7 protein-coding genes are annotated in these 12454 nt (G+C 71.2%); 4 read left to right on the top strand and 3 right to left on the bottom strand.

The window, feature by feature from the left end:
• Positions 1 to 33: 33 nt before the first annotated feature.
• The 3 genes from B7R87_RS15725 to B7R87_RS15715 all read right to left on the bottom strand — a co-directional run bounded on the left by B7R87_RS15725 (position 34) and on the right by B7R87_RS15715 (position 3942).
• Positions 34 to 867, bottom strand: a complete 834-nt coding sequence (locus tag B7R87_RS15725; protein ID WP_006348094.1) for a hypothetical protein — start codon at positions 865 to 867, stop codon at positions 34 to 36.
• 149 nt (positions 868 to 1016) lie between these two features.
• A complete protein-coding gene (locus B7R87_RS15720; RefSeq protein ID WP_269847475.1) occupies positions 1017 to 2474 on the bottom strand; it encodes a metallophosphoesterase in 1458 nt (485 codons plus the stop codon).
• 355 nt (positions 2475 to 2829) lie between these two features.
• The gene (locus B7R87_RS15715) at positions 2830 to 3942 is read right to left on the bottom strand and encodes a LacI family DNA-binding transcriptional regulator (RefSeq protein WP_040915572.1); all 1113 of its coding nucleotides are present in this window, start codon (positions 3940 to 3942) and stop codon (positions 2830 to 2832) included.
• 385 nt (positions 3943 to 4327) lie between these two features.
• Between B7R87_RS15715 and hisC the strand changes: the two genes are divergently transcribed.
• From hisC to cydD, 4 genes are all read left to right on the top strand, one after another.
• The gene (gene hisC, locus B7R87_RS15710) at positions 4328 to 5410 is read left to right on the top strand and encodes a histidinol-phosphate transaminase (protein ID WP_006348099.1); all 1083 of its coding nucleotides are present in this window, start codon (positions 4328 to 4330) and stop codon (positions 5408 to 5410) included.
• Positions 5411 to 5949: 539 nt separating this feature from the next.
• On the top strand, positions 5950 to 7458 hold the full coding sequence (locus tag B7R87_RS15705) for a cytochrome ubiquinol oxidase subunit I (protein WP_006348100.1): 1509 nt from the start codon (positions 5950 to 5952) through the stop codon (positions 7456 to 7458).
• Positions 7459 to 7479: 21 nt separating this feature from the next.
• Positions 7480 to 8481, top strand: coding sequence for a cytochrome d ubiquinol oxidase subunit II (gene cydB, locus B7R87_RS15700; protein ID WP_006348101.1), 1002 nt, complete (start codon positions 7480 to 7482; stop codon positions 8479 to 8481).
• Positions 8482 to 8643: 162 nt separating this feature from the next.
• The gene (gene cydD / locus B7R87_RS15695) at positions 8644 to 12321 is read left to right on the top strand and encodes a thiol reductant ABC exporter subunit CydD (protein ID WP_006348102.1); all 3678 of its coding nucleotides are present in this window, start codon (positions 8644 to 8646) and stop codon (positions 12319 to 12321) included.
• The last annotated feature ends 133 nt before the right edge of the window (positions 12322 to 12454 follow it).

Genomic DNA, 12454 nt, shown 5'->3' with positions numbered 1-12454 from the left:
CACGATCCGAAAGGGACGACCCGGGCGCCCCGCTCACTCGGGTGGGTGATCGGGGCCGCCGAAGTCCGGGCTGGTGAAGTCGGGGCTGGTGAAGGTGGGGCGCTGACCGGTCGTGGCGCCCTCGCCGGGGCTGGTGAAGTCCGGGCTGTCGTAGCCGATCTTCGGGATCCGGTTGGGCTGCCGCGGGGGTGCCGCGGAGAGCGGATCGGAGCTGGGATCCTCCAGCGTGATCCGCAGAAAGGGCAGCAGACCGCGCTCCAGTACGGCATGCAGCCAGGCGTCCTTGGCCCGTGCGACCTCGTCGGGGAGTTCCTCCGCATGCTCCATGGCGGGTACCTGAGTGGAGCTGTTGCGTATGGCGGTGATCAGCAGCCCGATCGCCGCCGCCAGGATGGCCGCCGCGGTCAGGGCCGCGAAGAACCAGCCCGCGGAGACCAGCGGTGAGGCGAAGGAGGGAGGGGGGTCGAGCATCTTCAGCAGATGGCCGACGAGCAGGAAGATCAGGGCCGCCGTACCGGCGAGGACCGGCGCGAGCACGGTGAACACGGCCCCCAGACCGGCGCCCGTGCCGTCGTCTTCCTCGCCGCCGAGTCCGGTGTCGGCGGCGCCGGACCGTCCGGTGGCCGGGGGCGCAGGGGAGCGGGCCTCCTCGCGGATCCGTACGTAGTGGGCGTACTCGGGCGCGGCGGAAGCGGTGATCAGCGCGGTGTTGTTGAGCGCCATCGTCCGCAGCTGGGTGGCGTTGAGCCGTTCGCCGATCGTGGCCAGATCCGGTCGTTCATGGGCGGTGCGCAGTATGTCGTCGAGGAGCCGCTGGAATTCGGCGCGGTCCTCGGTCAGCAGGTGCGGAGCGCTGTTCATGTGCATCCCCCGATACTCCGTACGCCCGAAAGGCCCATAAGGAAACGGGACTTCCGGTGGTAGACGGAGGAGAGCCTGCAACGGATAAGCAGATGGTAGAGCCGTTACGGCACGGGGTGACAGAGGCTTTCGGTAAAACGCGCATCCGGCTTCGGTCAGCCGGCCACCGGCAACTGGACGACGAGAAGCTTTCCGGCCATGGTGACTCCGCCGTCCATGGCGATCGCCAGCCCGTCCGCGTAGACGTGCGGCCCCTCGACGACCGGGCGTTCGCCGTCCTCGCCGTCCTCCGTGCCGACCTCGCCGAGCAGATACGGAATGGGGCTGTGGCCGTGGACGACCCGGCTGCCGCCGTAGGCGCCGAGCAGTTCGCGGACCGCGGGCGGTCCCGCCTCCTCGTCGCGGAAGGAGAACCGCTTGGTCATCTTCCGGAAGAGGTCCCAGCACTCGTCGGGGTCGTTGCGGGTGAGAACGTCCTGGACGGCCTCGTTGACGTCCTCGACGGTGTCGCCGTAGTCCAGATAGGCGGTGGTGTCGGAGTGCAGCAGCAGATGGTCGTCCTCGACGGCGACCGCGTCGAGCCGGGCCATCCACTGGACGTGGACGTCCTGGAGCCGGTCCATATCGGACTTCTGGCCGCCGTTGAGCAGCCAGGCGGCCTGGAAGGTGGCGGTGCCCGCACCGGAGTTCACCGGGGTGTCGACGAAGCGCTTGGCGCCGAGCAGCAGCAGTTCGTGGTTGCCCATCAGGGCCTTGCAGTAGCCGCCAGCGGCGGCGGCCTCGGCCGAGAGCCGCATCACCAGGTCGATGACGCCGATGCCGTCGGGGCCGCGGTCGGTGAAGTCGCCGAGGAACCAGAGCCGGGCATTGCCCGCGGCCCAGTTCCCCTCGGCGTCGATCAGCCCCTGGGCCGCGAGGGCCGCGACGAGCTGGTCGAGATAGCCGTGGACGTCGCCGACGACGTAGAGCGGTCCGCGTTCGTTCGGTACGGGGGCCTCGGCGGCGCCCGTCAGAGGGAGGGTGTCGGCCTCGGGCTCGGCGCGGCCGATGACGGGGAGGTCCCGCTCGGTGGGGGTGTAGCCCTCGGGCAGCTCGTCCTCGGGGACGGCGTTCCCGGGATGCACCTCCGCGGCAAGCGGCTGTCCCGCGAGGACCTCTTCGGGGTGCGTCTGTACGGGGTGCGGCCCGGCGCCCTCGGGGTGCCCGGCCGGTGCCGGGGCGGCGTACGGCTCCGGGTGCGGCAGGTGCACAGGCGGCGGTTCGGCGGCCGGGTGCTCCCGGTGGCCCTGCTGCGGTCCGGGGTAGGGGGCGGGCTCCTGCTCGTACGCCGGAACGTCCGTCCGGTACGCCGGCGGCTCCTGCTCGTGCTGCGGCACGGCGGCGGCCGGGTATCCCCCGACGGCGTGGTGCGGCTCGGGTGCGGGACCGGCCTGCTGCGCCGCCCCGGCCTCGGGCGCGCGCGGCGCCGGGATGCTCTCGGGGCGCTCCTCGTCCTGCGGCGGCTCCGACTGCACGGGCATCTGCGCATACGGCGGAACGCGGAAATCGCGCAACGTCGCCGTGCGCACTACGGGTCCTTGACCGGCCCCCTGAGTCATCGACCCCTCCACCACCGTCGCGCCGCCGTTCACCTCTCGGCCCAGCCTGGTCGGGGTGGTCCGCGGTGTCGTCCGCCCATCATAGGAATGAGGTCCGCGCTGTGTGACGCACCAGGGGTGGTGAATCCCGCCGTACCCCTGACACGTCGGCTGTTTCGCCCCAATAGGGCCCCAATTGGGGATGCCCGGCGTCGCGCCGGATATCGACCGGGGACGTACTGGTGACGTAGTGGTGACGGTCAGGGGCCGGTCCGCGGCCCCTTCGGTGCGGCGGCGGAACGTTTCCGGACACGCCGAGGCCCGGACGGCCCCGGCCGGACCGACCGGGGCGGGGATCGTCCGGGCGCAGGGGCCCAGTCCGGCGCGGGGTCTAATCCGGCGCGGGGGAGCGCGGCGGGCTGACGGTGGTCCGCGGGGAGCGGCGCTGCGAGGAGGTCCGGACGATCAGCTCCGTCGGTATCACCTGCTCGACCGGACGGTCCTCGTCGATGCCCTCGATGGCGTCGATGAGGAGCTGGACGACGGCCGTGCCGATCCTGCGGGGCTTCAGCGAGAGCGTGGTGATGGGCGGCTCGGTGGTGGCGTAGACCGTCGATTCGCTGCAGCAGACCAGCAGCAGATCGTCGGGGACGCGCAGTCCGTAGCGGCGGGCGGCGGCCAGCAGATCCGTGCCGTTGGGGTCGAAGAGCCCGTAGACGGCGTCCGGTCGGTCGGGGCGGGCGAGGAGCCGATCGGCCGCGACGGCCCCGGCACAGGGGTCGTGGGCGGGATAGGACTCGTAGACCGGGTCCTGGCCGACCCGCTCGCACCAGTTCAGATAGGCGGTGGTGGACAGCCGGGTGTAGGTGTCCGTGGTGGTGCCGGTGAGCAGTCCGATCCGGCGGGCGCCCGCGTCGGCGAGATGGTCGAGGAGGTCGAGGACGGCCGCCTCGTGGTCGTTGTCCACCCAGGCGGTGACCGGGAGGGTCCCGGCCGGGCGGCCGTCGGAGACGACGGGCAGGCCCTGGCGGACCAGCTCGGTGACCACCGGGTCGTGGTCGGAAGGGTCGATGACGACGGTCCCGTCGAGCGCGACATTGGACCAGACGTCGTGGCGCGAGGTCGCGGGGAGGATCACCAGCGCATAGCCGCGGGCGAGCGCGGCGGAGGTGGCCGCCCGCGCCATCTCGGCGAAGTAGGCGAATTCCGTGAAGGTGAAAGGTTCATCCCCGTACGTCGTCACGGTCAGACCGATGAGGCCCGATTTTCCGGTACGGAGGGTGCGGGCGGCCGCCGACGGGCGGTAGCCCAGCCGGTCGGCGACCTCACGCACATGTCTGCGAGTGGCGTCCGGGAGCCGGCCCTTCCCGTTCAGCGCGTCCGAGACAGTCGTGATGGAGACACCGGCTGCGGCGGCGACGTCTCGGATGCCTGCCCGACCTTGCCGGCTGCCCCGGCGGGTTGTGTCCGTCCGGCTCACCTGGTGCTTCCCTGCTGCTGTCATGGCGTGCCGATATTAGGGCTCGTGCGGGCGGTGGGACCGATCGCCTTTGCACTCGTTGACAGGCACGATTCTGCATGATCATAAGCCATCAACTGCCTTGGAATTTAAGGCACTTATCCGCTAGTCATAGGTCGGCTGAGGTGTAGTGCGGTCCAAGCCTGGAGCTGGTTCGAGGTTGCGAAGAGGTCTCAACTCACCTCTACGGGGGACGCGCGCCACGGAGCGAGCCACGGGCGCGCGCCGGAAGACCTTGCGCTCCCCCGGGTCCGCGGGGGTTCACGGGGTTCCCTCCGGAGGTAATCCTCATAGGGTGTGCAGTATTGGGGTCCGGGCCGGATTCCCGTGCCGGGGCCGTGGACGGACGGTCGTTCGAGGAGGATCTGCGGTGAGCGAGACGAGCCCGAAGCTACGTGTCGAGCTGGACGGAATTCCCACGTACAAGCCGGGTCGGCCGGCGGCCGCCGCGGGCGGGCCCGTCGCGTACAAGCTGTCGTCCAACGAGAACCCCTACCCCCCGCTGCCGGGGGTGCTGGAGACCGCCGTCGCTGCGGCGCACAACTTCAACCGCTACCCGGACATGGCCTGTACGGAGCTGATGGCCGAGCTGGCGGACCGGTACGGGGTGCCGCTGTCGCATCTGGCGACCGGTACGGGTTCGGTCGGCGTGGCCCAGCAGTTGCTCCAGGCGACGTCGGGCCCGGGCGACGAGGTGATCTACGCCTGGCGGTCCTTCGAGGCGTACCCGATCATCACCCGGGTCAGCGGGGCGACGGCGGTGCAGGTACCCCTGACCCCCGGCGATGTGCACGATCTGGACGCCATGGCCGCCGCGATCACCGACCGGACCCGGCTGATCTTCGTCTGCAATCCGAACAACCCCACCGGCACGGTGGTGCGCCGGGCGGAGCTGGAACGGTTCCTCGACCGGGTGCCGTCGGACGTGCTGGTGGTGCTGGACGAGGCGTACCGGGAGTTCATCCGGGACGCGGACGTCCCGGACGGGGTGGAGATCTACCGGGACCGGCCCAATGTGGCGGTGCTGCGGACGTTCTCCAAGGCGTACGGGCTGGCCGGGCTGAGGGTCGGGTTCGCGATCGCCCATGAGCCGGTCGCCGCGGCGCTGCGCAAGACGGCGGTGCCGTTCGGGGTGACCCAGCTGGCGCAGGACGCGGCCGTGGCCTCGCTGCGGGCGGAGGACGAACTGCTGGGGCGCGTCGGGATGCTGGTCGGTGAGCGGGACCGGGTCCACGGGGCCCTGGTCGGGCAGGGCTGGACCGTGCCGGAGACGCAGGCCAACTTCGTCTGGCTGAGGCTGGGCGAGCTGACGGAGGAGTTCGCGGCGGTCTGCGAGAAGGAGGGGGTCGTGGTGCGGCCGTTCCCGGGTGAGGGGGTACGGATCACGATCGGCGAGCCGGAGGCGAACGACCTGTTCCTGCGGGTGGCGGGGGACTTCGACAAGAAGCTGTAGCAGGGGGAGGGGTACGGGCGGGGCGGTGCCCGGCCCGTACCCCGCCGGGCGGTACGGGCCCGGGTGACCGGTTTGCGGCCCGTGGCGCCGCCGGGTCCGCTCGTACGGGCCGGCGCCCCGGAGCGCCACCGGCGTGGGCCCTGCCCGCCCGCCGCGCCGCCGCCCCGCACCGGTAGGCGGCCCGTGCCCCCTCCCGTACGGACATCGCATCGCAGTCATGGCCCGGGTCCTCCGAGGACCCGGGCCGTCGGCGTTTCCTGCCTCGGTCGGGGGTGCTTCCCGACCCGCGCGGAGTGCGCCGGAGCCCCGGCAGCCCGGTCCCGGCGGCGGGACGGCCCGCCGGGTCGAGCCGGGCGGCCCGCACCCCGGGCGCGGTGTCGCGTCAAGAGGTACCCCCCGGTCATCAGTGTGGATTTCGTATGAGACATAATCTCATGTGAATGTGAACGCTTTCACAAGCGTGTCTCGTTCATCCCGCAATGGATGGGATTAATCAGGCAAACTGCCGATCGACCTCGTCGATGTAAGGAGATGACGACGTGGACTTGGCTCTGGCGCCGGAGACCCTGGCGCGATGGCAGTTCGGCATTACGACCGTCTACCACTTCCTCTTCGTCCCTCTCACGATCTCCCTGGCCGCGCTGACCGCGGGTCTCCAGACCGCCTGGGTCAGGACGAACAAGGAGAAGTACCTCAAGGCGACCAAGTTCTGGGGCAAGCTGTTCCTGATCAACATCGCCATGGGTGTCGTCACCGGCATCGTCCAGGAGTTCCAGTTCGGGATGAACTGGTCGGACTACTCCCGCTTCGTCGGGGACATCTTCGGTGCCCCGCTCGCCTTCGAGGCGCTGATCGCCTTCTTCTTCGAGTCGACGTTCATCGGGCTGTGGATCTTCGGCTGGGACAAGCTGCCCAAGAAGATCCACCTGGCCTGTATCTGGATGGTGTCGATCGGCACGGTCCTCTCCGCCTACTTCATCCTGGCGGCGAACTCCTGGATGCAGCACCCCGTGGGCTACCGCATCAACGAGGAGCGCGGCCGGGCCGAGCTGACCGACTTCTGGCGGGTGCTCTCGCAGGACACCGCCGTCACCCAGTTCTTCCACACCATCACCGCCGCCTTCCTCGTCGGTGGCGCCTTCATGGTCGGTATCGCCGCCTACCACCTGGCCCGCCGCAAGCACGTCCCCGTCATGCGGACGTCCCTCCGCCTCGGACTGGTGACCGTGATCGCCGCCGGACTGCTCACCGCCGTCAGCGGTGACTTCCTCGGCAAGGTGATGTTCAAGCAGCAGCCGATGAAGATGGCCGCCGCCGAAGCCCTCTGGGACGGCGAGGCCCCGGCGCCCTTCTCGCTCTTCGCGTACGGCGACGTCGACAAGGGACACAACGAGGTCGCCCTGGAGATCCCCGGGATACTGTCCTTCCTCGCCAACGGCGACTTCGACTCGTACGTCCCCGGAATCAACGACATCAACAAGATGGAGCAGGAGAAGTACGGGCCCGGCGACTACCGGCCGAACATCCCGGTCGCCTACTGGGGCTTCCGCTGGATGATCGGCTTCGGCATGGCCTCCTTCGCCCTCGGTGTGCTCGGCCTCTGGCTGACCCGGAAGAAGTTCCTGCTGCCCGCCGCACTGCGGACGGGGGAGGACGAAGTGCCGAATCTGGTGCTCTTCCGTCGCAAGGCCCTCAGCCCGCGCTTCGCCCGCTGGTACTGGATCACCGCCCTGTGGACGATGACCTTCCCGCTGATCGCCACCTCCTGGGGGTGGATCTTCACCGAGATGGGCCGCCAGCCGTGGGTGGTCTACGGAGTGCTGCGCACCAAGGACGCGGTCTCCCCCGGTGTCTCCCAGGGCGAGGTCCTCACCTCGATGATCGTCTTCACACTGCTCTACGCGGTGCTGGCCGTGATCGAGGTCAAGCTCCTGGTCAAGTACGTCAAGCTCGGTCCGCCCGAGCTGACCGAGGCCGATCTCAACCCGCCCACGAAGATCGGCGGCGACGACCGTGACGCCGACCGGCCGATGGCCTTCTCCTACTGAGGCCGAAGGAGCTGCGCAGTCATGGAACTCCACGACGTCTGGTTCGTGCTGATCGCCTTCCTCTGGACGGGCTACTTCTTCCTCGAAGGGTTCGACTTCGGGATCGGCGTCCTCACCAAACTGCTCGCCCGCGACCGCAAGGAGCGGCGCGTGCTGATCAACACCATCGGCCCCGTCTGGGACGGCAACGAGGTCTGGCTGCTGTCGGCGGGCGGTGCCACCTTCGCCGCCTTCCCCGAGTGGTACGCCACCCTCTTCTCCGGCTTCTACCTCCCGCTGCTGATCATCCTGTTCTGTCTGATCGTCCGCGGGGTGGCCTTCGAGTACCGGCACAAGCGGGACGAGGACCGCTGGCAGACCAACTGGGAGCACGCGATCTTCTGGTGCTCGCTGATCCCGGCCTTCCTCTGGGGTGTGGCCTTCGGCAACATCGTCCGGGGCGTGAAGATCAACGCCGAGATGGAGTACGTCGGCAATGTCGCCGATCTCCTCAACCCCTACGCGCTGCTCGGCGGGCTCGTCACACTGACCCTGTTCACCTTCCACGGTGCAGTGTTCGCCGCGCTCAAGACCGTCGGTGACATCCGGGGCCGGGCCAGGGCGCTCGCCACCAAGCTGGGGCTGTTCACCGCCGTCCTCGCGCTCGGCTTCCTGGGCTGGACCCAGGCCGACAAGGGCGATACGGCCAGCCTGGTCGCGATGATCGTGGCGGTGGTGGCGCTGGTGGCGGCGATCGGGACCAATCTGGCCGGGCGCGAGGGCTGGTCGTTCGCCTTCTCCGGGGTGACCATCGTGGCCGCCGTGGCGATGCTCTTCCTCACGCTCTTCCCGAACGTCATGCCCTCGTCGCTCAACGAGGCCTGGAGCCTGACGGTCACCAACGCCTCGTCGACCCCGTACACCCTGAAGATCATGACCTGGTGCGCCGGGATCGCCGCCCCGCTGGTGATGCTCTACCAGGGGTGGACGTACTGGGTCTTCCGGAAGCGGATCGGGACGCAGCACATTGCCGACGCGCACTGACCGCCGGTCGTGGTCAGGCCCGGGGCCCGTGCTGTACGGGTCCCGGGCCACCGGCCGGGCCGGACCGCCGGTGTCCGGCGTTCGCGCCGTCGCCCCGGTCCGCACCGTCCACCCGCTCCACCTCCCGTCCATAGGACTGCTCGTCCGTAGGGGATGTTTCACGTGAAACCGATCGACCCGCGTCTGCTCCGTTACGCCCGGACCACCCGCCGCTTTCTCGCCGCGGTCGTGCTGCTCGGCCTGATCGGGGCGGCGCTGGTCATCGCCCAGGCGATGCTGATCGCCGAGGTGGTGGTCGGAGCCTTCCAGAAGGGGTTGGGTGTCGAGGAGGCGCTGACCCCGCTGGCCCTGCTGGCGGCGGTCGCCGTCGGCCGGGCGCTGGTCTCCTGGCTGACCGAGCTGGCCGCACACCGGGCCAGCGCGGCGGTCAAGTCGGAGCTGCGGGGGCGGCTGCTGGAGCGGGCCGCGGCCCTGGGCCCGGGCTGGCTGAGCGGACAGCGCACCGGGTCCCTGGTCGCGCTGGCCACCCGCGGTATCGACGCCCTCGACGACTACTTCGCCCGCTATCTGCCCCAGTTGGGTCTGGCGGTCGTCGTCCCGGTGGCGGTGCTGGCCCGGATCGTCACCGAGGACTGGGTCTCCGCGGCCATCATCGTGGTGACCCTGCCGCTGATCCCCCTCTTCATGGTGCTGATCGGCTGGTACACCCGGGCCAGGATGGACCGTCAGTGGCGGCAGCTCTCGCGGCTGTCCGGGCACTTCCTGGATGTCGTCGCCGGTCTGCCGACGCTCAAGGTCTTCGGCCGGGCCAAGGCGCAGGCGGAGTCGATCCGTACGATCACCGCCGAGTACCGGCGGGCCACCATGCGCACCCTGCGGGTCGCCTTCATCTCCTCGTTCGCGCTGGAACTGCTCGCCACCCTCTCCGTCGCCCTGGTCGCCGTCACCATCGGCATGCGGCTGGTGCACGGCGGAATGGACCTGCACACCGGGCTGGTCATTCTGATCCTGGCGCCCGAGGCGTATCTGCCGATCCGGATGGTGGGCACGCAGTACCACGCCGCGGCGGAGGGGCTCGCGGCCGCCGAGGAGATCTTCGCGGTCCTGGAGAGCGAACCGCGCCGCCCCGGAACGCGGCCCGTGCCCGCTTCCGTACGGCTGGAGCTGACCGGGGTGACGGTACGCCACGAGGGCCGTGCCGAACCGTCCCTGGACTCCGCGACCCTGGTCGTCGAGGAAGGCGAGACGGTCGCCCTGGTCGGCCCGAGCGGGATCGGCAAGTCCACCCTGCTCGATGTCGTCCTCGGCTTCACCGAACCCGCCGAGGGCCTGATCACGGTCGGTGGCGTCCCGCTCGCGGAACTGGACACCGGCCACTGGCGGGAGCGGATCGCCTGGGTGCCCCAGCGGCCGTATCTCTTCGCGGGGACCGTCGCCGAGAACGTCCGGCTGGCCCGGCCGGACGCCGATGACGCGGCCGTACGGGAGGCCCTGCGGCAGGCCGGGGCGTACGAATTCGTCGCGGCGCTGCCCGAGGGCACCGAAACCGTGCTCGGCGAGGACGGTTCCGGACTCTCCGCGGGGCAGCGGCAGCGGCTGGCGCTCGCCCGGGCGTTCCTCGCGGACCGGCCGGTGGTGCTGCTCGACGAGCCCACCGCCGCGCTGGACGGGGGTACGGAGGAGGAGGTCGTAGCAGCGGTACGGCGGCTCGCAGCCGGACGGACCGTCCTGCTGGTGGTCCACCGGCCGGCGCTGCTGACGCTCGCGGACCGGGTCGTGCGCCTGACGCGGACGCGTACCGCGGACGCCGGGGCCGTGGAACCGGTGGGCGGCGGGGCCGTGGAGACCGGGGTGTACGCGAGTCCGTACGCCGGTGCCGCCGGTGCTGTTGATCCGAAGGCCGCCGGGGACCCGGGCACCGACGCCCACGGCGGACTGTCCGCCCATTCCTATGACTTCGACGACGAGCGGGCGGCGGTGCCGGGGGTACGCGTCCCGGCCCTCACCCGGGTCCGCCGGGCCGCCGACCGCCGGCGTGGCCGGTTCGGGCTGGCACTGCTGCTGGGCAGCCTGGCACTGGGCTCGGCCGTCGGGCTCATGGCGGTCTCCGGCTGGCTGATCTCCCGGGCCTCCGAGCAGCCGCCGGTGATGTATCTGATGATGGCCGTCACCGCGACCCGCGCCTTCGGGATCGGCCGGGCCGTCTTCCGCTACGCCGAACGCGTCGTCTCCCACGACGCCGTGCTGCGGATGCTCGCCGATCTGCGGGTCGCCGTCCACCGTGGACTGGAGCGGATCGCCCCGGCCGGGCTGAACCGCAGCCGCCGCGGTGATCTGCTGTCCCGGCTGGTCACCGATGTGGACGCACTCCAGGACTACTGGCTGCGATGGCTGCTCCCGGCGGGCTCGGCCCTGCTGGTCAGCGCCGGGGCCGTCGGTTTCACGGCCTGGCTGCTGCCGGAGGCGGGCGCTCTGCTCGCCGCCGGGCTGCTGGCCGCCGGACTGGCCGTACCGCTGCTCAGCGGCGCGGTCGCGCGCAGGGCGGAACGGCAGCTCGCACCCGCCCGGGGCGTCCTGGCCACCCGCACGGTCGACCTGCTGCGCGGCACCGCCGAACTGACCGTCGCCGGAGCGCTCGGCGCCCGTACCGAAGCCGTACGGGACGCCGACCGGCGGCTGACCGGGATCGCGTCCCGGGGCGCCGCCGCCACCGCGCTCGGCTCCGGACTCACCGCCCTCGCCTGCGGCCTGACGGTCGTCTTCGTGGCACTGGCCGGAGTCGCGGCCGTCCGGGACGGACGGCTCGACGGCGTCAGCCTCGCGGTCGTCGTCCTCACCCCGCTCGCCGCCTTCGAAGCGGTCAACGCACTGCCGCTGGCCGTCCAGTACCGGCAGCGGGTGGGCAGGAGCGCGGAGCGGGTGTACGAGGTGCTGGACGCGCCCGTCCCGGTGCTGGAACCGGAGGTGCCCGCGGAGGCGCCCGCGACGGCGTTCCCGCTGGAGCTGCGGGGGGTGCGGGCCCGGTACCCGGAACAGGCGCGGAACGCGCTCGACGGAATCGACCTCACCGTCGCGGCGGGCAGCCGGATCGCGGTCGTCGGCCCGTCCGGCTCCGGGAAGACCACGCTGGCGCAGGTGCTGCTGCGCTTCCTCGACATCCAGGATTTCGGGGACTTCCGCGATGTCCGTGATGTCTGCGGCCTTCCCGGCTCGGAGCCCGGACCGGGGGGCTCGTACACCCTGGGCGGTACCGACGCCCGGACCCTCGACGGGGACACCGTCCGCGGTTTCGTCGGGCTCTGTGCCCAGGACGCCCATGTCTTCGACAGCTCGGTCCGGGAGAACCTGCGCATCGGACGCCCCGGCGCCACGGAGGACGAACTGCGGCAGGCGCTCGACGAGGCCCGGCTCCTGGACTGGGTCGACGGGCTGCCGCAGGGCCTGGACACCCTGGTCGGGGAGCATGGCGCCCGGCTCTCCGGAGGCCAGCGGCAGCGGCTCGCGCTGGCCCGCGCCCTCCTCGCCGACTTCCCCGTCCTCGTCCTCGACGAGCCGGCCGAACACCTCGACCTGGCCACGGCCGACGCCCTCACCGCGGACCTGCTGGCGGCGACGGAGGGACGGACCGGCCGGGGCGGGGCGACCGTGCTGATCACCCATCGGCTCCGGGGGCTCGACGCGGTCGACGAGGTGGTGGTGCTGGAGGACGGACGGGCCGTACAGCGCGGTCCGTACGCCGAACTGGCCGCGGTCGACGGACCGCTGCGGCGGATGCTGGACCGGGAACGGGCCACGGACGCCACGGCGGAGGACGCGCTGGCGACGGCCGGAGCGGTCTGAGGGCCGGCACAGTCCGAGGGGTGGGCGATGGCCGGGACGGCGGTCGGGGTGGTGGCGCAGGAGCACGGCCCCGGCCGGTCGGGGGGCGCGTTCGGGGACGCCCCGGCCCGGCCGGGCGCCGCCGCGGCCCCAC

Origin of the sequence: Streptomyces tsukubensis, assembly GCF_003932715.1 — a bacterium.
GTDB classification, from domain to species: Bacteria; Actinomycetota; Actinomycetes; order Streptomycetales; family Streptomycetaceae; genus Streptomyces; species Streptomyces tsukubensis.
This window is presented reverse-complemented; position numbering and strand designations above follow the sequence as displayed.